This window comes from Gluconobacter sp. (assembly GCF_047723935.1).
GTDB lineage: Bacteria > Pseudomonadota > Alphaproteobacteria > Acetobacterales > Acetobacteraceae > Gluconobacter.
This window is the reverse complement of the sequence record NZ_JBDOBO010000002.1, coordinates 163,377-186,488: the sequence shown is the minus strand read 5'-3', so window position 1 is coordinate 186,488 and position 23,112 is coordinate 163,377. Positions and strand designations below refer to the sequence as shown.

The 23,112-nt window shown below is 55.6% G+C and carries 20 protein-coding genes; 8 read left to right on the top strand and 12 right to left on the bottom strand.

The window, feature by feature from the left end; all coding sequences use genetic code 11:
• Positions 1-16: 16 nt before the first annotated feature.
• The 5 genes from ABF979_RS02985 to ABF979_RS02965 are packed head-to-tail and all read right to left on the bottom strand — an operon-like array spanning position 17 to position 4,685.
• Positions 17-1,462: a nucleobase:cation symporter-2 family protein gene (locus ABF979_RS02985; protein ID WP_415557643.1), complete on the bottom strand. Its 1,446-nt coding sequence runs from the start codon at positions 1,460-1,462 to the stop codon at positions 17-19.
• A gap of 6 nt (positions 1,463-1,468) precedes the next feature.
• Positions 1,469-1,801, bottom strand: a complete 333-nt coding sequence (gene uraH / locus ABF979_RS02980; RefSeq protein ID WP_062503751.1) for a hydroxyisourate hydrolase — start codon at positions 1,799-1,801, stop codon at positions 1,469-1,471.
• Entirely contained in the window at positions 1,798-2,322 is a 525-nt protein-coding gene (gene uraD / locus ABF979_RS02975; RefSeq protein ID WP_415557642.1) for a 2-oxo-4-hydroxy-4-carboxy-5-ureidoimidazoline decarboxylase, read from the bottom strand. The genes uraH and uraD overlap by 4 nt, the downstream gene beginning before the upstream one ends.
• Positions 2,319-3,218 (bottom strand): allantoinase PuuE, encoded by a 900-nt coding sequence (gene puuE / locus ABF979_RS02970; RefSeq protein WP_415557641.1) that lies wholly within the window; start codon positions 3,216-3,218, stop codon positions 2,319-2,321. The genes uraD and puuE overlap by 4 nt, the downstream gene beginning before the upstream one ends.
• A 15-nt stretch (positions 3,219-3,233) precedes the next feature.
• Positions 3,234-4,685, bottom strand: a complete 1,452-nt coding sequence (locus ABF979_RS02965) for a SidA/IucD/PvdA family monooxygenase (protein WP_215749826.1) — start codon at positions 4,683-4,685, stop codon at positions 3,234-3,236.
• A gap of 171 nt (positions 4,686-4,856) precedes the next feature.
• Here ABF979_RS02965 and ABF979_RS02960 point away from each other — a divergent pair, with 171 nt between their 5' ends.
• Together ABF979_RS02960 and ABF979_RS02955 are read left to right on the top strand one after the other, a co-directional pair.
• Positions 4,857-5,765 (top strand): LysR family transcriptional regulator, encoded by a 909-nt coding sequence (locus ABF979_RS02960; RefSeq protein ID WP_215749824.1) that lies wholly within the window; start codon positions 4,857-4,859, stop codon positions 5,763-5,765.
• A gap of 83 nt (positions 5,766-5,848) precedes the next feature.
• Positions 5,849-6,334, top strand: a complete 486-nt coding sequence (locus ABF979_RS02955; RefSeq protein WP_202206981.1) for a cupin domain-containing protein — start codon at positions 5,849-5,851, stop codon at positions 6,332-6,334.
• A 70-nt stretch (positions 6,335-6,404) separates the two neighbouring features.
• On the opposite strand, the gene ABF979_RS02950 is transcribed toward ABF979_RS02955, so the two are convergent.
• Both ABF979_RS02950 and ABF979_RS02945 read right to left on the bottom strand, forming a co-directional pair.
• Entirely contained in the window at positions 6,405-8,528 is a 2,124-nt protein-coding gene (locus tag ABF979_RS02950) for a protein-disulfide reductase DsbD family protein (protein WP_415557698.1), read from the bottom strand.
• A 123-nt stretch (positions 8,529-8,651) separates the two neighbouring features.
• On the bottom strand, positions 8,652-9,716 hold the full coding sequence (locus tag ABF979_RS02945; protein ID WP_415557640.1) for an SDR family oxidoreductase: 1,065 nt from the start codon (positions 9,714-9,716) through the stop codon (positions 8,652-8,654).
• A 107-nt stretch (positions 9,717-9,823) separates the two neighbouring features.
• Between ABF979_RS02945 and ABF979_RS02940 the strand changes: the two genes are divergently transcribed.
• A complete protein-coding gene (locus ABF979_RS02940) occupies positions 9,824-10,240 on the top strand; it encodes a winged helix-turn-helix transcriptional regulator (RefSeq protein ID WP_211508135.1) in 417 nt (138 codons plus the stop codon).
• Between the two features lie 194 nt (positions 10,241-10,434).
• Positions 10,435-12,807 carry a mechanosensitive ion channel family protein gene (locus ABF979_RS02935; protein WP_415557639.1) on the top strand — a complete coding sequence of 791 codons (2,373 nt, stop codon included), beginning with the start codon at positions 10,435-10,437 and terminating at the stop codon, positions 12,805-12,807.
• 17 nt (positions 12,808-12,824) lie between these two features.
• Here ABF979_RS02935 and ABF979_RS02930 read toward each other — a convergent pair whose 3' ends face one another.
• The 3 genes from ABF979_RS02930 to ABF979_RS02920 form a co-directional block, all read right to left on the bottom strand.
• The gene (locus ABF979_RS02930; RefSeq protein WP_064275267.1) at positions 12,825-13,166 is read right to left on the bottom strand and encodes a hypothetical protein; all 342 of its coding nucleotides are present in this window, start codon (positions 13,164-13,166) and stop codon (positions 12,825-12,827) included.
• Positions 13,167-13,485: 319 nt separating this feature from the next.
• Positions 13,486-14,772: a hypothetical protein gene (locus ABF979_RS02925; RefSeq protein WP_415557638.1), complete on the bottom strand. Its 1,287-nt coding sequence runs from the start codon at positions 14,770-14,772 to the stop codon at positions 13,486-13,488.
• Positions 14,769-15,614 (bottom strand): creatininase family protein, encoded by an 846-nt coding sequence (locus tag ABF979_RS02920; protein WP_215749810.1) that lies wholly within the window; start codon positions 15,612-15,614, stop codon positions 14,769-14,771. The genes ABF979_RS02925 and ABF979_RS02920 overlap by 4 nt, the downstream gene beginning before the upstream one ends.
• A 107-nt stretch (positions 15,615-15,721) precedes the next feature.
• Between ABF979_RS02920 and ABF979_RS02915 the strand changes: the two genes are divergently transcribed.
• Together ABF979_RS02915 and ABF979_RS02910 are read left to right on the top strand one after the other, a co-directional pair.
• Entirely contained in the window at positions 15,722-16,225 is a 504-nt protein-coding gene (locus ABF979_RS02915) for a DUF2721 domain-containing protein (RefSeq protein WP_202206974.1), read from the top strand.
• Positions 16,226-16,503: 278 nt separating this feature from the next.
• Complete coding sequence (locus ABF979_RS02910) at positions 16,504-16,644, top strand: hypothetical protein (RefSeq protein ID WP_157091237.1); 141 nt, start codon at positions 16,504-16,506, stop codon at positions 16,642-16,644.
• A gap of 43 nt (positions 16,645-16,687) precedes the next feature.
• Here ABF979_RS02910 and ABF979_RS02905 read toward each other — a convergent pair whose 3' ends face one another.
• Together ABF979_RS02905 and pstS are read right to left on the bottom strand one after the other, a co-directional pair.
• Positions 16,688-17,932, bottom strand: a complete 1,245-nt coding sequence (locus tag ABF979_RS02905) for a multidrug effflux MFS transporter (RefSeq protein WP_202206973.1) — start codon at positions 17,930-17,932, stop codon at positions 16,688-16,690.
• 147 nt (positions 17,933-18,079) lie between these two features.
• Entirely contained in the window at positions 18,080-19,096 is a 1,017-nt protein-coding gene (gene pstS / locus ABF979_RS02900) for a phosphate ABC transporter substrate-binding protein PstS (protein ID WP_202206972.1), read from the bottom strand.
• Positions 19,097-19,420: 324 nt separating this feature from the next.
• On the opposite strand from pstS, the gene ABF979_RS02895 reads away from it, so the two are divergent.
• Together ABF979_RS02895 and ABF979_RS02890 are read left to right on the top strand one after the other, a co-directional pair.
• Positions 19,421-21,112: an OprO/OprP family phosphate-selective porin gene (locus tag ABF979_RS02895; RefSeq protein WP_415557637.1), complete on the top strand. Its 1,692-nt coding sequence runs from the start codon at positions 19,421-19,423 to the stop codon at positions 21,110-21,112.
• Positions 21,113-21,337: 225 nt separating this feature from the next.
• Positions 21,338-22,993, top strand: a complete 1,656-nt coding sequence (locus ABF979_RS02890) for a porin (RefSeq protein ID WP_415557696.1) — start codon at positions 21,338-21,340, stop codon at positions 22,991-22,993.
• Positions 22,994-23,112: the final 119 nt, after the last annotated feature.

The following is a 23,112-nucleotide window of genomic DNA, read 5'->3' as shown; positions in this document are numbered from 1 at the left end:
TCTCGCCTGCAGCCCCTCAGCCGAACCGACGCTGTGGCCCTTCGACTATAGGGTCTTCAGCGTCTACAGACAGGCCCATCAGAATCCGTTCATCGGGCAGATCGGCCACGACGATGTCCGCTTCTGGATCAACTGCCAGTGTCCGACGGACATTGAATAGCAGATGCAGGAAAATGGCGGACAATGCCCCTAAGGTAATACCGCTTCCAAAGACAATCTGCGCCCACATCGGGAACGTATCCGAGATATGAGGCTGCGCCGTCGCCAGCATTCCAAGGCCGATGCTTGTTCCAACAATGATGACATTACTCTGCCGATTGAAGTCCACTCGCGTCAGCGTCTGAACACCGACAACAGCAACTGTGGCAAACATCGCCAGCGCGGCACCACCCAGAACGGGTAACGGAACCGCCGCCACAATCGCCCCGAGCTTTGGCAGACATCCGAGCATCATCATGATGACAGCCGCAGACGCCACCACCCAACGGCTTTTCACTCCAGTCATGCGCACAAGACCGACATTTTCAGCAAAGCAGGTATAGGGGAAAGAATTAAAGACACCGCCGAGCAGCGTTGCAATGCCATCTGCCCGCAACGTGCGCGCAATGTCTTCCCGCGTGATGGTCTTCCCGACAATTTCCCCCGTCGCGTACACATTGCCGATTGTCTCGACCATGGTGATAATCATTACGATCACCATCGACAGGATCGGAACCACGTGGAAAGTGGGTGTCCCAAAGAAAAAGGGCTGTGTGAGTGACACAAGCGGCGCGGAAGCAACGCCATCAAAATGTGCATCACCCAAAAGCCAGGCAGCCATCGTACCGACACACAGCCCAATCAGCACGGCGATAGTCGCAATAAACCCCCGAAACAGGCGCTGCACAACCAGAATACTTGCCAGCGTTCCCAGCCCGTAACACAGGCTTCGCAAAGGCACTTGATCCTGCACAAGTCCCGGTCCGTGCCCGGAAACAATGTCGTTAGCCGCAACAGGTAAGAGTGCCAGACCAATCACAAGAATGATGGAGCCTGTCACGACAGGCGGGAAAAACCGCACAAGTTTCGCGAAATGCGGCGCCAGAAGCAGGGTCACAATCCCTGCGATAATGACTGATCCATAGATCGATAGCAGACCTGGCGTTCCGCCCCCTACCGCCGACCCGATAGCAATCATCGGACCTACCGCCGTAAACGTCACCCCTTGCAGAAGCGGCAAACGAACCCCTACCGGTCCAAAACCAACAGCCTGCAACAGGGACGCAATCCCACAAGTGAACAGATCTGCATCAATCAGATGAATCAGCGTTTCCTGTGGGAGGTGCAAAGCCCCTGCCACAAGAATCGGGACAATCACCGCCGCTGAATAGAACGCCAAAATATGCTGGAAGCCATAAGCCCCCAGCCGCCAGAGCGAGAGCTTCTCATCAACCGGATGAACCACAGAAGTGTCAGACGCCATCAGGTCTCAGCTTCCACGATATGTGGAATATCCATAAGGCGCCGCCAGCAGCGGAACATGCGCATGCGTGCCCTCACCCAGGCCGAACACAATCGGCACAACATCCAGAAAAGGCGGATCAGACAGCACATGCCCCGCCGCCCGGAAATACGCACCAATCTCGAATTCCAGACGATAGGTTCCACGTTCCAGCGGGATTTCCCGCAAAGCGGGGCAACGCCCATCGTGGTCCGTCACGCCTTCGAAAAGAACAGCATCTTCCTGAAAAAGTCGGAAAGACACCCCAGCCGCCGGGCGGCCCGAGACCGTATCCAGAATATGTGTGGATAATGAGCTCATGATGTCACCAGATCTTTCAGTCTTAGCCCTGCAATCGCATCAATCTGCGAGAGGGCTTCGTTCAGCTCCGCCTCGGGCGTCCCGCCCAGACGACGTTCCATTTCATCCATGATGACCGTCTTGGCCACCTGCCCGGGGGCCGCGACTTTACGCACGCAGATCACAAACGGCATGGAAAAAGCTGTCCCATAGGCCGCATTCAGCGTCTTGAACCGTTCATATTCCGCAGGCGTCAGACGATCCAGCCCGGCAGAAGCCTGCTCGGATGCGGACTCCGCGGTCAGATCCGGATCAATTCCCGCGCGATGCCCAAGCTCAGGATGCGCCCGAACCAATGCCAACTGAGCCTCCTCGCCCGCATCCCGCACAACAGCAGAAAATGTCGCAAGCATGGCCTCTGCGCCAGCGAATGGCCGCGCTGCCAGAGCCCCCTCAGCAACCCAAGGCGAATGTTCGTAAAGTCCGCCAAACGTCTGGACGAAAACATCCGGCGTCATGGCATTCACATCGGAAATCTTCATGCCGGATGCACACTCATCCAGTGCCGCGCAATATCAAGCCGGGATGCCACCCAGACATCCTCATGGGACGCCGCATGCTCCAGAAAACGCTGAAGCGCCAGCGCACGCGCAGGCTTACCCGCCAGACGGCAATGAAGCCCGATGGACATCATACGCCCCCCTTCCGCATACAGCATGTCGAACGTATCCCGCAGATACCGGAAGAACTGCTCGCCCTCGGTAAAACCGTTGAGCGCCGCAAACTTCATGTCATTGGCATCAAGCGTGTAAGGCACGATCAACTGCGGTTTGCCACGGGTACGATCGTAATACGGCAAGTCATCCGCATAAGAATCAGCATCGTAAATAAAGCCGCCTTCTTCCACGACCAGACGGGCCGTGTTCGGGCTGGTGCGGCCCTGATACCACCCCAACGGGCGCTCCCCGACCACTTCCGTATGAAGCGCAATTGCCTCACGGATATGCTCGCGCTCCACGTCTTCCGGGAAGTCCTGATAATCAATCCAGCGCAGACCGTGCGTGGCAATTTCCCAGCCGCTTTCCTTCATGGCGGCTACGGCATCCAGGTTGCGCGCCAAGGCTTTGGCCACACCGAACACGGTTGTGGTCATGCCAGCCTTTTCAAACAGACGATGCAAACGCCAGAAACCCGCACGACTACCGTACTCGTAAAGGCTTTCCATTTGCGCACAGCGTGCACCAATGATGGACTTCGTCCCGACCATTTCAGACAGAAAAGCCTCCGACCCCGCATCTCCATGCAGAACCGAGTTTTCCGCGCCTTCTTCATAGTTGATGACAAACTGGACCGCGATCCGTGCACCATTCGGCCATTTTGGATCAGGGGGCGTCCGGCCATAGCCGATCATATCACGGGGATAGGTGTTGGTGCTCATCTGTGCTGCTCCCCCTCAAACCGTTGGCGGATCAAGGCTGATCAGTTCTTCCGTGTCGTAAGACAGCAGGCTTTCCAGATGCTTCTCGCCATCCTCAACGAACAGATCACGCGCAATACCGCGCGTCAGTTTCTCAACGCCAAAACGCATGCCACTGATGGACGCCCCTGAAAGACCCATGCTGGGCATGGACGCAAACGTGAAATTGTAGATTGCCGCCAGCATCGGTGCCTTTGGATCGGACGGATCTTTCGGCAGGAACTGAAAGCGCTGCCCCAGATACGGATGGCTGGACAGAAGCATGCTCTCCTCCCCTTCTGGCGCCGTGAAATGGTCACTCCACAGCATGACGGAGTCCGCAAAATCCTGCGTTTCCGGACGGTGCTTCAGATCAATCGAGAAACCCGTACCAATAATCAGGAAGTCAAAGCGCATCTCGCCATTGGGCGTTTCGACCACAATCTCATCGCCATCCATACGCGCAGAATTCCATGGCGTACCAGGATGGAACGCAAAGTTCTCATGCTTGCGGCAACGCCAGAACGTATCCTGCGGCGGCGGCTGGTTCAGATTGTAGATGCAGCGCATGAAGCGCCAGCGGGTCAGGTCCGGCAGTTCTGAAAAATGTGCGAGAAAGCCCGCGTTTTCCATCCAGCGATACGGATTGATAGCCGGAATTTTTGTACGACGCAGACACAAATCTACACGCCCTACACCGGATTCCAGCGCAGTGGCAGCATTATCAAAAGCAGATGCGCCCGCGCCCAGAACACCAATCCGCTTACCCTTCAGGGCTGCAAAATCAATATCTTCGTGCGTGTGGGCATAAACCGACTTTGGAAGGTTCTCCGAAATGAATGGGGGGACGAACCAGGCTCCACCACCATCAATTCCCGTAGCCAGAACCATCCGGCGCGCCCAGCGCTTTGTCTCGACACCAGCAGCATTTCGGAATGTCAGACGCAGAAGGCCGTCTTTCCATTCCACATGAACCAGTTCCTGGTCGTTGACGACCGGCAGTTCGAGCGTATCACGCACCCAATCCAGATAGGACTGCCAGTCATGCCGTGAGATCTTGTCGAGCGATTGCCAGGCTTCCTTGCCATACCGCGCTTCATACCAAGACTGCGGCGTCAGATTGGGAACACCCAGATCCGGCCCCGTCACATGCTTCGGCGTCCGCAACGTGATCATCCGGGCAAACGTGACCCACGGGCCCTCTCCACCCTTTGCAGCGCGCTCAAAAATTTGCGTATTCGTCACGCCCTGACGGCGCAGTCCGAAACAGGCTGTCAGTCCACCTTGTCCGCCGCCAATAATGGCAACATCCAGAACATCTTCACCGTCTTTCTGAACCGGAATATTCCAGTTTCCAGTCGCGTACCTGATCTTCGCAAGATCCTCATGAACCTGCGCCGAAAGGGTGGCCAGGCCGTCAGTCGGGGAAGGGGAACGTGTCATGAGCATCTTATCCTAAAGAACAGGCACAGGATCGTGGTCTTTCATAAGAAATGACCAGAGTTTCTTCCTGTGTCAAAATGACAGGATTAACCTGCCTCTCTGAAGTGTTTCATAGAGGGGCATTCTCGTATATCTCAGAAAAACGTCCCTGCCGTTCTCGAAAAAAGAGCGTATCCCATGCCGGTTTTCTCCCGCTTCCTTCGCTACTTCCTGTCCGTTGCCCAATATGGCTCGATCCGGAAAGCCTCCGAACATCTACGGATTGCGGCATCTGCCATCGACCGCCAGATCCTGCATGGTGAGGAAGCTCTCGGCACTCCGCTCTTTGAGCGCCTGCCCAGCGGCCTGCGTCTGACAGCCGCAGGCGAACTCCTTTATACCAAAGGCAAGCAGTGGACGCGGGAAATGCAGGAAGTCCGCACCCAGCTTGAAGACATGCGCGGATTGAGACGGGGACAGGTGGACATAGCCCTGCCCGATGCCCTGACCACAGGATTTCTCCCCCGCATTCTGAAAGACCTGCGGAAAAGCCATCCTGGCATTACCATTTGCACCCATGTGCTGGATAACGCTGCCATTCAGCAGGCGCTCATCAGTGGAGATGTTGATTTTGCGCTCCTCCTGAATCCGACACAGGCCCGCGGCCTGCTCGTCCGCACTCATATCGATTACCCCTTGGGTTTCGTCTGCCTTCCCGACCATCCGATAGCCAAAAACAAGGATGCTCGTTTCAGCACCTGTGCCGAATACCCAATGGTCATGCCCCAACAACCTCTCGCACTACAGCGACAGATTGAAATTCTGGAAATTGACAGCAATGTCAGCGTCCAGCCTGCAGCATCCTCCGATAATATCCAGATGATAAAGTCACTCGTCCTGGAAGGTGTCGGGCTGGGAATCCTGAGTCGGCTTGATGCCATGAAGGAAATTCTCAGTGGTGAACTGGCTTTCGTCCCCATTTCAAACAGGGATGTTTCCCCGCTGACCCTGGCTCTATGCGTGGATCAGGCTCGGCAGCTTTCCGGAGCAGCAAGACTGGTGATTGCAGAAGTGGAGAAAACCTTCTTGCATCCAACAGAGACATAACTTCGGAAGCAGCATGCTGAACGACAAACTCTACACCGCGTTAGGAAGGGCAGGCATAAGCCAGAACATCTAAGGACAATCCAATGTCTTTTCTCAGGATATTTTCTGCCAGCGCCCTCATCTGCTGTCTGTTGGGAAGTGGCGCCCTCGCCCAGACGGCCACTGACATCCGTATTGTTCAGGGCGGAGAGAATGTTGCCTGGAAAGCCGCGCCTCCCATGTTCCCGAGTGGAACACGCATGTCCTTCCTGTACGGAGCCTCGGACAAGCCCGGTCCCTTCACCATGCGCGTCATGATGCCCGCAGGGTCAACCATTCCGCCCCATACGCACAATATGGATGAAATGCTCACGGTTCTGGCGGGCAGTGTGCATCATTACATCGGCGAGAGCATCACAGCGAACGATGAAAAAGTCCTGACAGCCGGAGGGTTTGTTCATCTTCCTCCTAATGTTCCGCACGCACTCAAAGCTGGGACACAAGGCGCCATTGTGCAGGTTTCGGGAACAGGCCCATTTACCATGACCTACGTGAACCCACAGGATGATCCGCAGCATACAAATCGTTAAGACTAGTCCGACAAAAAAAAACCAGCTTCACATGTGAAGCTGGGTTTTTGTATCAGAGCGAGCTGGGCACTTAGTGCCCAATAATTCCCAGAACCAGACCTGGCGTCAGTATCTGCGGCAATACAACTTCCGATCCATGCGGCGGATAATAAACATAGAGAGGGACGCCATCGCGCCCGTGAGCTTTCAGGTAAGCGGAAATTCCTGCGTCCCTGTTGGTCCAGTCGCCCTTGAGATAAGCGACATGCCGCACACTGAACGCCTTACGGACAGAGTCCACATCGAGCGCCACCCGTTCATTCACCATGCAGGTGATACACCAGGACGCCGTCATATCGACAAAAACCGGCTCTCCCTTTGCCCGAAGGTCTGCCAGCTTCTCACTTGAAAACGACTGTATTTGATTGTCAGCTGAAGTGGCAGGAGACGTCGCTGTTGCAGATACCGGTTTGGTAAGACTACGGGACAAGCCTGCCCCACACACGACCATGCACAGAACAGCTACAACACGGCAGAACAGAACCGTACCCCGTCCACCTTCCCGCATCGCGCGATGCTGTCCTATGCTGTAGATCCAGGCCGCAAAGCCCAGCAACACAAGACCGCCGCCTGCCACGACTACGAAATTCACACCGCGCTCAATCGTCGCCACCCACAGCAACCATACGCAGGTTGCCAGAAGTGGGAAGGCCAAGGCCTGCTTCAACACACCCATCCATGCTCCTGGCTTTGGCATCCGCGACGCCAGACCGGGAACACTTGCCACCAGCACATAAGGAGCTGCCAGCCCAAGCCCCATGGAAAGAAAGACCAGCAGCCCCATCACAGCGGGGCCACCCAAAGCTCCTGCAATGGCGACTCCCATAAACGGAGCCGTGCAAGGCGTTGCGACTATGACAGCCAATAGTCCCGTCATCATGTCGCCAGCATGGCCTGCACCGTGTGGATGCAACTGACCTAACCGCCCCGCACTGATTTCAAAGACGCCAAGCAAGTTCAGAGCCATGCCAAACAGCAGCCAGCACACACCAACCACAAATCCCGCTGATTGGAACTGGAAGCCCCATCCAGCTGAAGATCCGGCAAGGCGCAGTCCGATCATCAGAAGACCAAGAACTGCGAAGGCTCCCGTAACGCCCAACGTGTAAAACAGTGCACTCTGCAACTGCACACGTCGCCCCACACCGCCCATCTTCGCCAATGACAAGGCTTTCATGGCCAGAACTGGAAAAACACAAGGCATAAGATTGAGGATCAGACCGCCGACAAAAGCGAACAGCATCACACGGAGCCAACCAGCACCCGTTGGTACGGCGTCTGCGGAAGCTGGTGCGGGCGCCGCTGCGGCATCTTCTACCTTGGTTGGACCCACCGTCTGTTCAGCAGAAATTTGGATAGGGCTTTCCTGACCAGCCTCATCTTTCAACACGACCAGCCCCTTAAGCGGCGCATCCCGATGAGCAGTTTTCAGAAACTTCAGATGAAGAGAAAGCTCGTCTTTGCCAACGTTCAGCGGCTGCGGAGCAACCTGATCAATCAGGCCGCCTTCTTCCGGCAGAAACCAGGCTTCCGAAACTGCTGTAGAGGACAGTCCTCTGCCTTCAAGCGTCAGGATACCCTCTGCAGAAACATGCGCCTTGAAGGGAGACAGAATCGGCATTTTCGCGTCTGCGGCCTGAAACAGGCCAGCCTGAGCGCCTTCAGGAGCGGGACCGGAAGACGCAGGCAGTGTCAGCGAAAAATCACCGCTTTCAGGAATGCAGACTTCGGCACAAACAAGCCATTCTGCATGTGCATGAAGTGTGGTCCCGCCAGTCCCTTTTAAGGTCAGACTGGCTGGAAGCAGCACATCTCCGACATAGGCGTAGGACATGAGACCGCCTTCGCTCAGGCGAACTGGCATCGGCCAGTGGATGTCCGAAGTCTTGCCAGTTGCCCCGCCCTGCGCCGTTACATCCAGCGTCGGAGTGTCCCCGGCATCTCCGGGGTTAATCCAGTATGTGTGCCAGCCCGGTTTAAGTTGCAGCCTCAACCCAACACGCAATGACTGGTCCGGACCGATGGAATCACGGTCAGTAACCAGAGTTGTCGTATCATTGGCTGAGACGACAGCAGGGCTTTCCGCTGCAATAGACGCCCCATTGACACCAAGACCACATATCCCCGCTGCAAGCAGGGCCAACAGACTTAACACACGACGCAAGGTAGTCTCATTCCCTCAGGACAAAACAGGACAGCCTGCATAACACTCTATGTCTGAGAAAACAGTGCTTTTCCACAAACAGGACTAAATAAATCCTGTTTTATGGTTTTTGTCTCAGGGAATCAGTTTCTCCGCCCTCAGGCGCTCAAACAAATCGAAGAACGAGTCTGGCGTATATTGCCACCCGTCAAACCCTGCCAGACGGCTCTTGGACATGTCCGTCACACATTCGACAGGACGCCCCAGATCCGCGTCCGTATGCCAGGCAGACGCAAGGTGATCGATCCGACTTTCGGTCAGACCATATTTCTCAGCAATCTGCGCCCACAAGTCTCCATCTTGCGACAGGGTTTCCTCAAGATCTGTCGCGTGGCCGGGATAAGGCGCTGCTTCCAAACCGAACCATGCAGCAAGGCGGGGCCACAGCCATTTCCAGCGAAACACATCCCCGTTCACCACGTTGAAGGCTTCATTCCATCCGCTTTCAGATGTTGACGCCCAGAGAAGCTGCCTGGCCAACTGACGGGCATCAGTCAGGTCGGTAAGGCTATCCCACTGTACAGGCGAGCCAGGGAAAACGAAGGGACGTCCCGTTTCACGGCAGATCGTCGCGTAAACAGCCAAAGTGCTCCCCATATTCATCGCGTTCCCAACTGCATATCCGATGATGGTGTGGGGACGATGTACGCTCCAGGAAAAGCCATATTTTTCCGCGGCGGCAAACAGCACATCTTCCTGATCGTAATAGAAATTAGCCAAAGGCAGACGCGGCATGTCCTCCCGGAATGGCGTCTGGGGTGGCTCACCTGAAGCATAAGATTCAAATGGCCCAAGATAATGCTTCATACCCGTTGTAAGCGCAGCGTGCTCAAGCCTCTCTGGCGCGGGAAGTGCCTCAAACACATTGCGGACCATCGCGGAATTAACGCGACAGTTTTCTTCTTCCGTGGGCTGACGAAGCCAGGAACAGAAAAAGACGTGTGTGGGCGTCAGATCCTTCAGGGCCAGTTTAAGGTTGTTTAGATCCAACAGGTCTGCCGCAATCGGCAGAACACCGGCCATGTCATGCCGGGGCCGGCGTGCCAGACCATGAGCAGTCCAGCCTTCGGCAACGAGACGCGTCGCGAGCGTCTGGCCAACAATTCCAGTCGATCCGACAACAAGAGCAATACGGGACATCAGGGTCTCCTTTCCCGAAAATTGGTTCGCCCTTCATTTGAGCCCTTGGCGTGAACAGTTCCAGACGGCACCATATTGTGCCCTGGATACCAAAAGGTTCCCAAGAAATGACAACTTCCCTCCCGGCCCACTATCGCCGGGCTCCCTTTGACGAAGACTGCGCGCCACGCCGGGTTCTAAGACTTTTCAGCGGGAAATGGACGACCATGATCCTCCATACGCTCCACCTTCTAGGAGGCAGTTCACGCCCCGGTCGCCTTCAGCGGAGCATTCCTGGTCTTTCAAAAAAAATGATGACCCAGACACTAAGAGAGCTCGAAGAAAAGGGACTCGTCTGTCGTGAGATACACCAGATCATGCCACCCAATGTGGAATACAGCCTGACATCTCTCGGGAAGGTCTTCGTCGAGCCCATTGAACAGCTCTATTTGTGGGGGATCGACCATGCAGATGCACTGGAAGCGCTGGAGGCAAATGAAAGCGGGGCAGCGGCCTCAGTCCCTTCACTGGAAGCCGCAGAATAACGCATCACTTTTTGGACAGAGAACCTCATCCTGTGGCACTCCTGCTTGAAAACGGCCCTCCCGGCCAGAACAGACCTCACCTTGCGCGGACATGCTCCAGCTTCAAGGCATATCAAGGACATTTCAGACCGATGTGTTCCCCTTCACGGCCAGTCCAGTCACGAACACCCCGTCAAAAGAAACGCCATTCTTTCATGGCCTTTCTGGTTTTCCTGACGGCCCTGCTGGCAACACCCTTCAGCTGGGCGGAAACAACACCTGCAAAAGCCGCAGCAGCGACAGTCAGCCCCACGGCGGCTCCCCTGTCGGCTCAGGAAGCTCAGCAACTTCTGAATGTTCTGAATGACCCCAAACAGCGTGACAGCTTCACACACACGCTCTCCCTCATGGCGCGTGGTGTCAAACAGACAGACACGCCTGCGGCAAGCCCTGACTCCAAGGCCGCGACCATGCCGGACGTGTCGCCAGAGATTGATAACGGTCTGAAGAGCGTTCGTACGCAGTCTTTGGGATATGTTCACAACTTCCTGAACCTCTTCAGTGATCTGGGGCTGGTCGGCCACTGGTTCAGGTCACAGATGCTATCGGCAGAAACACGCGCGCCAATCCTGCATGCATTTGGAATTGCCGCGCTGGTTATCGCGTGTGGTCTGGGGCTTGAACGGACCATCGCGCTGATGCTTCGCAAACCGCTCCAGAACCTGACGCTCAAGGCGCAGGCGCGGGAAGTCCGGAACATTCAGGCGCTTCCTGAAACAGATCCGGCACCTCTTCCAGCAGATGCCGAAGCCAGCAGCAACTCCAGCCAGACCCGTGCAGAAGACCAGAGACGTCAGGTCGAGACGCTCCGTTTCCTGTCCCGTATTCCTTACGCCCTGGGTCACTTTTTGCTCAAAGCCCTGCCTGTTCTGGCATTCCTGCTTCTAGCAGGTCTGGCGGTACTGGTTCTGCCCCTGACTGAGCGAACGGTGAACGTTATTCTGACGCTCGCATACTCTTATGCCGGGGCACGCACACTCTACCTCTTGGTCGAGACGGGCCTCACTCCACGATCACCGACCATCCGGCTCCTGCCAGCGAGCACGCCGACGGCATTCATGGTGACACGGTGGTGGAACGTACTGGTTGCGGCTCCCGCCATTGTCATCTGCCTCTCTGAACTTGGCGCACAATTCAATCTGGCCCCCCGTGGGACGGATGCCATGATCAGAGCCGTCGTTCTTGTTGAACACGTGCTGATCGCCGCCTTCATCTGGCGCATCCGTCACATTGTCAGCAATGCGCTTCAGCCCAGCACGGTTGGCAAGAAAACAGGAATGTGGACGGTTATTGCCGCCATCACGCGCCTGTGGTGGGTGCCTGCCATGTTCCTGGATATTTCCCTCTGGATTGTCTGGGCAGCCCATCTGCAGGGCGGCTACGCCTGGATTCTCAAAACGACAGGCGTCACGATCGGTGTGCTCGTAGCTTCCCGTCTGGGTGCGGTTCTGGCCTATGGGCTTCAGGACCGGTTTTTCCGCGTCAATCCACAGCTTGTGGAGCGGTTTCCGGAACTTCAGAAACGCGCTGACCGATACTACCCTGTCGCACGCATGGTGCTGACGGGGGCCATTCTGTTCCTCACGCTGGTTGCCATCACAGAAGCATGGGGCCTGCCAACCTTCGGCTTCTTCATCAAGAATGCCCTGGGCCGTCGTCTGATGGATACCGCACTGACCATGCTGATTGCAGCGACTGTGGCTGCTGCAATCTGGGAAATGGTCAACATCATGCTGAACCGGCAGCTCTCGTCTTTCGAGACCTCAGGCCAGCGTTCCCGAGCAACCCGCCTGCGCACGGTCATGCCAATTATCCGCACCGTTCTTCTGGCCATCATCATTATCATCGTTGCCGTAACGACACTCTCGCAGATCGGCATCAACGTAACGCCACTTCTGACCGGTGCAGGCATCCTTGGCGCAGCTATCGCTTTCGGTTCCCAAAGTCTGGTGAAGGACTTCATCACGGGCTTCTTCATGCTCGTTGAAGACGCAATCCAGGTCGGTGACTGGGTGACGACAGGCGGCGTCTCGGGCACCGTGGAAAACCTGTCAATCCGGACTGTAAAGGTGCGCGACATTACGGGCGATCTGCACATCATCCCGTTCTCGTCCGTCTCCTCCATTGCCAACACGGCGCGCGGCTACAACCAGATCGTCATCAAGCAGCAGCTTGATCTGTCGGAAGACCTGCCACGCGTCTCTGCCATCATGGAAAAAGCCGTCAAGGAAATGCGTGCTGATCCGGTTTTCGGGCCGATGATCCTGTCCGACTACACAGATCTGGGCGTGGATCAGAGCGACAGCGGAGGCGCTACCCTGATTGGTAGCATCCGAACCACACCAATGATGAAGTGGAAGGTCAAACGCGAATTCAACCGTATCGTGACCAACCGCTTCGCGGAAGAAGGCGTCAAATTCTATACGCCGACGGCTTACACCACCACACCGCCAGGCAACACCATGCAGTTCAAGGTCGCCAACGACACAGGACCGCAGCCCGTTCAGCCCGCACCTGAGAAAGCCTGACTCCTACAGAAGGCGTTTTAAAAGTTCGGGAAAAGCGTGAAGCTGACCAGAGACAGGTAAAACATCACTGCCAGCAGAATATGGCACATGTAGAGCGGGGCAATCACATAGCCCCGCCGCCTTGCCCAACCCATGAGAAGACCAAAGGCAGCAACGGCCACGGCTAAAGCGACATTCAGCATAAGTCGGCTGTCACCATTCGCCAGTGCGACAATCATGAAAACCGCGCCTAGCAGGGCAAACCCGACATGGACTGGCAACAGAGCCTTCAATGGACGCTTGCTGCGAAGAACGCAAAGGCCGAGCCAGACGCCTGCAATAACCGTCAAAGTGAAGCACAACATCGAAGCAATCAACATCTTCGAGCCACCTTTTCTCTCATGTGTTTCTGCACATTATCGAATCTGGGAGCAAAATGCTTGCAAGTATTCGTGCGCACATAATGAGCCTCACGTCATAGCGACCTACAAAATGACCCTCAGTGCCCTTCCGAGCCATCCTTAGACAGGATCGTAATTGCTCCTAGATCGCCTGCCCAGGCTGACTCATACACGGGATCAAAGAAGACAGCGGCTCTCTCAAAGGACGCCGATACCCGTAATAAAAAAGCCCGGCATTTCTGCCGGGCTTTCAAGAATAGAGACATCAACGGACGTCTCCATCATCACTCATCTCAGATCAGCGCAGAATGCCAGTGTGACCCACACTGTAACGGCCTGGCTGCGGCCAGACGGTCAGGCCATGTGGCTCTGCTCCAACAGGGATCTTGCGGACAGCCCCCGTGTCCGTGTCGATGGCATAAACCACATCGTCAAAACGACCAGACAGCCAGAGCAGTTTGCCGTCAGCACTGACATTGCCCATATCCGGGCTGCCACCACCCGGAATCATCCAGGTCTTGATGACCTTGTCCGTCGCAAAATCGATGATGGACACTCCACCCGGACTGCCGCGCTTACCGTGAATGCGATGGGAGCCGCGGTTCGCCACATACATGACCTTGCCATCACGGCTCGGATACAGGCCATGCGTGCCGATACCCGTTGGGATGAAGTCGGTTTCCGTAAAAGAGTCACCATCCACGACGAACACACCGTCAGCCATCATGTCGGCAACATAGAACTTATGCCCGTCTGGAGCCGTCAGAATATCCTGCGGCATTCCACCCTTGGACAGCTTCAGCATACCGATCATCTTCAGGTTCACGGTATCGACCTTGGCAACATAACCGCCAAACTCGCAGGTGAAGATCGCGTACTTGCCGTCAATGGAGAAGTCAGCGTGATTGACGCCTTTGCATTCCGGCGTCTCGACTGAGCCCTTTAGCTCCATCGTGTGCGGGTCGCGGAAATCAAGACGCTTGTGAGCTTCAGCTACCGTGATCGCGTACTTGCCATCCGGGGTGAAGTACATGTTGTACGGATCATCTACTGCGATATTTGCGCCGGGCTTTGCGGTCGCAGGGTCGATCGGCGTCAGGGAGCCATCCGGACGTCCCTCACTGTTGTTGGTCACCCACAGCGTCCGCAGATCCCAGGATGGCACGACGTGCTGTGGGGAGCGCCCAACGGGGTAGGTATCCACAACTTGAAAAGACACTGGATCAATAACGGAGACGCTGTTTCCACGCAGGTTCGGGACATAAACCCGTGCCGGATCATGAGCGATCGCCGGGGAAATATGGGACGGCGTGGTCTCGCTATAAATATTGTGCGGATCAATCACGGCTGGCATGCCCGGAATGGTCTGCACCGCATCTGAAGCAGCCGGGGCGGCCACGGGAACAGATGAAACAGCAGGCGCTGGCGCCGAGAAAGGCACCATAGCTGGCGGAGCTGCTGGAGCCGCCGGGGCCGGAGGCACAGGAATCGGTGCACTTGCGTCCGCAGGAGCCGTGGTCTGGGCCTGCGCCGCAGAGGCTCCCAGCAGCGTCAGCGCCGCCAGAAGGGGGGTCTTGAAATTCATGGATGGCTCCTGTTGAAGGACTGAAGTGCCGTTACAGCGGTGCGTATCTGCATCTCTGTGCCGATACGTCCCAGTCCGGGCGTAGCCTGGCGCGGATCCCCGCCATAAACGCCATCGGTGACACTGGGTTTTGGAGCGGTGCGAAGCGCTTCCTGACGGACCAGGGACGGATCCACGGCCAGCATCAGGGACGTATCGCTCAGCTCCGCATGCATACCCACTTCTGCTGCATGACCCTGCGCTTTCAGGGCATCAGCATACTGATGGGGAATAACTTCATAATAATCGCGCAGGTCCAGAACTGCTGCCTGGCCCTTCCATCGCGTATTCAGCTCCTGGGCCACATGCGCCATGGACGCCTGATAGCCTCCATGATCTCCGAGAAAAACGATTTTCCGGAAACCCTGCACACGAAAGCTTTCAGCGGCACCTATCAGCATTCCCTCAAACACGGCAGGCGGTACGGAAATCGTTCCCGGAAAACGCATGTGAGAGGTTCGCGGGGAGGTTGAACCTTCCGGCACATAGGCAATGACGGGGGCCACAAACGTCTGCCCGGCCTGTCTGGCAATTTCGTCCGCCAGAACCTGCGCCCGCACATTATGCTTGCCGACAGCCATGTACGGCCCGCTTTGCTCCGTACCACCGACAGGAATGATAATAGTATCCGTACCGCCATGAACGGAGCGGTCGATTTCCGTCCAGGTGTGGCAGGCGAATTCAACTTGTGCCGCTGTTCCCGAGCAATGCATCACGGCCTGCCCGAATGCCAGCGGAGCCATACCAATCCCCAGGCCAAGCATCGCACAGGCGGAGCGCAATAGACGGGGATAAATCGGCATAAGACAGGCATCTCTGAAAATGGTCGTCTTTCCCTACTCCATCCGGGGGTATGTTTTCCAGAGCACGCCATCTTTTCGCTCTCGGAAGATACAGTATAGAGAGCGGTATGCCTTTTCCTGTTTCTTATGACCCCGATGCGGTCGATAGTGCCGCCCATCTGATTCAAGTCGCGCTGACGCCGGTTTTCATGCTTTCGGGCATTGGAACACTCATCAACGTCTTCAACACACGCCTTGCTCGCGTGGCAGATCACCTCGAAGACGTACGAAAAAAACTGGCCGCTCCGCCTTCTGATACCGATACGCCAGACCCTTTCTATACACCGGCACGACTGGCCGCTCATGAGCTCAGACTCCATCGGCGAATCTTCGTTCTGGACGCAGCCATCATGCTCAACGCCATCGGCGGGGCCTCGACCTGCGGCGCGGCAATGGCTCTTTTTGTCGGCTCGCTGCGCGATGCAAGCACATCCACATGGCTGCTAGCCTTTTTCGGCATAGCTCTGGCCTGCACCGTTGGCGCTCTTTTCTTCTTTCTGGCGGACACACTTCTCAGTTGGCACGGGCTACGACGCGACGGGCTTTCTCTTTCGTCCCCCAAGAAAAATTGAGGCCTCGCGCAATTTTATTGCGCGAATGTGCTCGTTCCCAAATTTTGATACCCTAAATTGCCAGGGAAGCGACAATAGAACATCCCTGAACTGAAACGTGAAATAATCTCTGTTTCAGGTCAGGGATGTGCATTTCATGAATTGCAGCAAAGTTCTGGCAGGGATTTATGCATTAAACGCAGGTCTGATCCCGCATCTTCATTTGTTGCTTTGAAAGTGGTTTCTGGAGTTTCTCCCGTCCCACGCCATCAACGGCAAGTAAAACGGAGAAAACTTCCATGACGTCCATGACCCTGATCCACCTGATCGGCCTGCCAACCAATCTTCTCGCCCAGTTCTCAATGGTCGCATTCGTGCCTGTTATCGGCGCTCTGATGATCGCTACTGTTGCAGCTGACCGCGTTTCTTCCAAAGGCTGAATTTTAGCCTTTGGTTACGCCTTGGCTGTTCGCAGGCAGGGTTTCAGTGACGAACGGACAAGTAGGAATTCGGATCCAGACGACGACGCCACAAGTCGCTGATCCAACAGCCCATGATTCCGATCATCATGCCCACTGATGTGGACCCGATCCAGTGTGACGGTAGCAGCGCCATTAAAACGCCTGCACCTCCTGCGATGGTCCAGTTCAGTGTACCAATCAGGGCAGATGCTGCTCCTGCCTGATGCCCGTGATGCGTCAGGGCCAGAACACCAGCGTTTGGCCCGACAAATCCGAGCGACGACGTCGTACAGAAAATCAGGATGCAGAGTATCCAGGGATTTTGTGGCCCAACCAGCCCCAGCGAACAAACCAGCACACCAAGCAGTGTGAAGGTTAGAACAGCCAGCATTCCGTATTCCATGACTCTGGTAAACAGAAAGCGCTGCGCCATCCGTGCGTTGATCTGTGACCCCAAGACAAAGCCTACAGCGTTCAACCCAAAGAATATGGCGAACAAGCGCGGCGAGAAATGCAGAATGCCCTCAAAAAGAGCTGGTGCATTGGAAAGATAGGCAAACATCGTAAAGGTGCCGAAGCTTGCGACCATGGCAGCAGAGCAGAACAGTGGCTCTGTAATCAGGCCCCAATACCGGGCGACCACGCCTGTAAAAGGGAGCGCAAACCGCTTCTCTGGCGGAAACGTGTCTGGCAGCAGGAACCACGTTCCAATGAACAGCAACACTCCAAATCCTGCCCCAACCCAGAAGATTAGTCTCCACTCCCCCAGATCCAGCAGAAAACTGCCGATGGAAGGTGCCAGAAGCGGTCCGAGACCAAAGATGAGCATCAACTGGGACATCAGCTTCACGCCAGCCGGTCCTGTGGCAACGTCCCGCACCATAGCTCGTGGCGCTACGGACGTTGTCGCCCCTCCCATCGCAGCGATGAAACGTAGGATGCAGAATAGGTGAAAATTCGTGACCACGGCCAGTAAGGCAGAGGCAATCACGTACACCACCAGCCCCAGCAGGAGCGGCAATTTACGGCCATAGCGGTCACAGAGTGGGCCGAGTGTAAACTGCCCAATTGCGAGCCCGGCGAGCCAGGCTGTCAGCGTCAACTGGGCTGAACCCGCCCCCTGCCCCAGATCATGTTCCAGCATGGGAAATGCTGGCAGATACATATCTGTCGAAACCGGTCCGAGAATGAAGATAAGGCCGATCAAAATCCGAACGACCGGCGAAAGGGTCGTTACAGGGGCATCAGAGGCGGAGGAAGTGGACAAAAGTACACCACGTCATGGCAGGGCGATAAACAGGAAAACGGGCTCCTCATTAAAGAGAAGCCCGCTTTGGTACTCAACGCCTTTTTATGCGCTCTGACCATCCCCGAAAAAGCAGAAATGATCAGGAAAACAGGGACGACCGGAAGATTATTTCCCCCAGCCTGCCAGTACGCTGTCCTTCACGCTTTTGGGGAGGCCGACATAGTCAAGGCGGGCATTGTCCGCATCACCATTCTGAAATCCCCAGGCGAAGAAGTCACGAACAGCCTTGGCGACTTTCGCATCCTTCGGGTTTGTCGGAACCAGAACGAACGTTGCCGTCACAATCGGCCAAGCCCCTGCGCCCGCCGTATCGAGCAGGTTAACCGCGTAATGGTCAGCATGGGTCCAGTCAGCCGCATTCGCAGCTTCAGCAAAACTCTGGAGCGTTGGAGAAATAAATGCGCCGGCATGGTTCTTCATCTGGGCAATATTCAGATGATTCTGTGCAGCATAGGAATACTCGACATAGCCGATGCCACCTTCCGTCTGCTTGACCATCGCTGCCACACCGTCATTGCCGCGGGCGCCAGAACCGCCCGGCCATGCGATTGACGTGCCAGCGCCCAGCTTCTGCTTCCATTCAGGGGAGACCTGAGACAGATAGGATGTGAAGACAAAGCTTGTGCCCGAACCATCAGCACGATGAACCGGAGCGACATCTGTTTCCGGCAGTTTCAAACCCGGATTCAGAGCCTTGATGCGATCATCATCCCACTCCGTGATGTCGCCATCGTACAGAGCGGCAAGCGTCGGACCATCCAGATGCAGGCTGCCAGCCTCGATTCCCGGAACATTGGCAACGACGACAATGCCGCTCATCACGGTCGGGAACTGATACAGGTGTTCAGCAGCCAGGCGGTCAGCAGCCATCGGCTTGTCAGAAGCGCCGAAATCGACGGTGCGGGCAATAACCTGATCCTGGCCAGCGCTGGAGCCGACGCTCTGATAATTTACGTTCACCCCGATCTGAGTTTTAGCAGCGGCCCCCCACGCCCCGTAGATGGGGGCTGCGAAGCTGGAGCCTGCACCCGTAATCTCCTCAGCACGGGCAGAAGACAGCGAGACAGAACCAAGGGCCGTCATTGCGACAAAACCGAAAAGCGCGAGCTTGTTCTTAATCATGATGATCCCTAACCGGGCATTGGTAAACGGAGTTATGTACTAGCCCCACCCTTCCAAGGGAAACAGAGGGTGGCACATGATAGTTTCATGACAGGCTCAGAGTGCCTGATGCGTAAATAACACACCCATGGTCCATTCCCCTTAAAGCATTCAACAATGGGAAAATGCAGCCCGTTTCTAAAAGACACACATTTTCAAAGACATGACAGGGTTTGTCATAAATGAGTCTTTTTACCGTCATGAAACCTTCCCACTCTTCAAAAAACGAAATCAGATACCTCCGCTGTGGATCACCTGCCATTCATGCAAGGATGCACCACGGCAATGACTTTTTCTGTTCGAAGAACAACAGCCCTTCTGGCGACTTCGACCCTGATGTCTTTTGGAACGTTCGTTGGTCATGCCCATGCGGCTGACCAGATGGAAATCATGGAACGCCAGATTCACGCGATGCAGGCGCAGTTGAATGCCCTGAAGAAAGAGCATAACGACGAGATCAAGCGAGCCAGAGCCGTCCTTGCCCGTCGGCGTGAAGAAGCGGAAAATAACCCTTACAGTCAACGTAGCCGCTATATTGGCTCCCCACCACAATCCACTACCCCCCTAATCACTGTTCGCCAAGGGACTGGTAGTCCGGACAGTGGCCGTGCGGCTTCGGACCGTGCAGATGTCAGTTCATGGGCCGACTTCCAGCGCGCGACGTCTCAGGACGAGGAAGTCACGGTTGGTGGCGTGAAAATTGGCTTTCCCAAAGGCCGTCCAACCATTCAGTCTTCCGATGGCGCGTATGCTTTCTCCATTGGACTGGCCTTCCATGAAGACTTTGGCGGATTCTTCAATGCAGGCCCACGGGCAGGCGAAAGCCGTGGTGCTTTCAACAGCTTTACCTCCAATCTGCGACGCCTGCGTATCCCGTTCATGTTCCGCTACAAGAACTGGGTTGCAGCCGTTACGCCTGATTTTGGGGCGAACCATAATGATGGTTATGTCGGCCTGTACGAGGGCAACCTGAACTACACTGGTTTTCGCAATACAATCCTGACTGCGGGTTACTTCCAGCCTCGCGTGACGGAGGAAGATTCCGAAAGCTCGAATGACTTCTTCACACTTGAACGTCCGAGCATCACTGACATGGTCCGCAACATCGCTGCTGGCGATGCCCGTTTCAGTGTTGGTGGGCTGCATTATGAAAAGCGTTGGTGGGTTGCCGGATACTTTACGGGCCAGGAATGGGGACACCGCAACGCCTCTGACAACGGCAGTACCTATTATGGCGGCGGCAACGCCAATACCGTTGATAGTCAGACAGGCGCCACACTCCGTGTCGCTGGCCGACCTGTGGTCACAAAGGACGTGGACGTCCATGTTGGAGCGTCTGCCATTTCAGCCTTCAAGGTTGCCTGCAACACAGGAGCAGATGCCAACCATTGCACACGGTCAACATCCTTCGGCCAGCGTCCTGAATTCGACATTGGAGAGGCTAATCTCGCGGCAACAGGAGGAATCACAAATGCTGCCCAGGTCTGGGCTGCTGGCCCTGAACTGGGCATCCGCTGGAAACGTCTGATCGTCAAAGGGGAGTACTATCACGTTGGCGTCGAGCGTTCTGGCCCCGGTCTGAAGTCCGCGGGGTTCCAAGGCTGGTACGGGTCAGCAGCCTATACAATCTTCGGTGACCCTCGCATGTACAACATCAAGGAAGGCGCTTTTGGTGGTCCCGGCGTAAAGGCCAACGAAGAATTCAATCCGGCGCTCGGCCAATGGGGGGCTCTTGAAGTCGTCGGCCACTACAGTGTCATTGACCTCAATAGTGGCCTGAATGATGCAAACGCCAAGAATGTCATTCGCGGTGGTCAACAAACAGTCTGGACCGGCGGCCTGAACTGGTATCCCAATCGCCATTTCCGCCTCATGCTGGACTACAGCCACTTCATCGTGTCTCGCAGCATGCAGGCGACCAACCTGTATGGCCGCAGTGGCAACTCGATTGCAGCCCGAATTCAGGCTGGTTTCTAACACTTCACCATTTTTCAGGCGGGGCGGGTCATGGACCATGCCCCCGCCTTTTCCATTGATCGAGCATCAGACAAGAAACAGTGGCGTCTACCGTAGCCCTCTATTTGTCGCACAATGATACGCACCTCATTGTGATTTCTGTCTAAACAGAAAATCCTCGCCTGCAGTATGCCTGCGATCTTGGCCCCGACAGATGAGCTGCCCTTCCAGGACGCCCTTTCGCTTATGATTGTCTCTTTGACCCGCCTGAGTTTTCTAGCAACAGCAACGTTTTTACTGTCTCTTGCTTCCACTTTCCCCGTTTTCGCTGCCGACAGACTGGAAATCATGGAGCGCCAGATCAGGGCAATGCAGGCGGAGGTCCAGAAACTCCGGAAAGAGCGAAACGAAGAACTCAGACAGGCTCGGGCCGTTCTGGCACACCAGCGCGAAGAAACAGAAGCAAATCCCTACAGGCAGCGCGCAAGCTTTCTCCCGCCGCCTCCGCTTCTTCAGGTCATGCCTGCCATTGCTCCACTGACAATCCATCGGCCAGGCGTCCATCCGCAAGACACGCCGCCATCAGACCGAGGCATCGTGACCTCCTGGCAGGATTTCCAGGCCGCTACCGCTCAGGATGAGGAAGTCAGCGTCGGAGGAATCAAGATTGGCTTCCCGAACGGGCGTCCGACATTCAAGACAGCCGATGGCGCCTATTCTTTGTCTATTGGTTTAGCGTTTCAGGAAGATTTTGGCGGCTTCCCAAGCATTTCGCACAGAAATGACGAAGAGCGAGGCAATTTCAACAGCTTTACATCCAACAGTAGACGCCTCCGGATTCCGTTTACCTTCCGCTACAAGGACTGGGTTGCAAACGTCACACCCGACTTCGGGCATGGCAACCATGATGGTCAGGTTGGCCTTTACGAAGCCAACATCAACTATGCCGGGCTGCATAACACCGTACTGACCGTTGGATATTTTCAACCCCGTGTGACGGAAGAAGATGCAGAGAGCTCGAACGACTTCATGTTTGTTGAGCGCCCTGCAATTATTGATCTTGTCCGCACGATTGCCGCCAACGATGCCAGATTCAGCGTGGGAGGTATGCACTATGCCGATCGCTGGTGGATTGGAGGGTACTTCACCGGGCAGGAATGGGGCAATCGCAACGAGCGCGGCTATTATGCCAGTGTCGGGGACGAGATCACGGATAGTCAGACAGGTGGAACCTTCCGTGTCGCAGGCCGCCCAGTTGTAACCAAAGACGTGGACATGCATGTCGGCATCTCCTCCATCGCATCTTTCAAGGTTGCCAAGAGCACGACAGGCCGCAGTTATACGTTTGCCCAACGCCCGGAAATCAATCTGGGCGAATCCATCCTTATGACGACGGACGCCATCAATAATGTTGCTCAACTCTGGTCAGCAGGGCCGGAGCTCGCGCTGCGCTGGAAACGACTTCTGATAAAGGCTGAGTATTATCGCATCGGTGTTGAACGCACAGAGGGTTTACCCTCACTCGGATTCCAGGGGTGGTATGGTGCTGTTGGATACACGCTTTTTGGAAACCCACGGCGTTACAGCATCCAGGAAGGAGGTTTCCTTGCCCCCGGCGTCTCTCCGGATCAGGAATTTGATCCCCTGCATGATCGTTGGGGAGCTCTGGAAATTGCAGCCCGTTATAGCGTCGCTGATCTCAACAGCCGCATAGGAGATGCAGATGGCGTCCGTGGCGGACAGCAGACTGTCTGGGCAACGGGCCTAAGCTGGTATCCCAACCGCTATTTTAAATTCATGCTGGACTATAACCACTTCATCGTCAGTCGTTCTTCCGCCACCGTTAACCTCTATGGTCGCAACGGCGATGCGGTCGTCGGGCGCATTCAGTCAACATTCTGAACAGCATTCACCTGAAACCCAATGAAATGTTCTGGAAAATTATTTTTTCCAGACGAACTCTCCCACTCTAGAGATCTTCCAGTTATTATAGAATTTTATATTCGGTATTTGGAAAGACT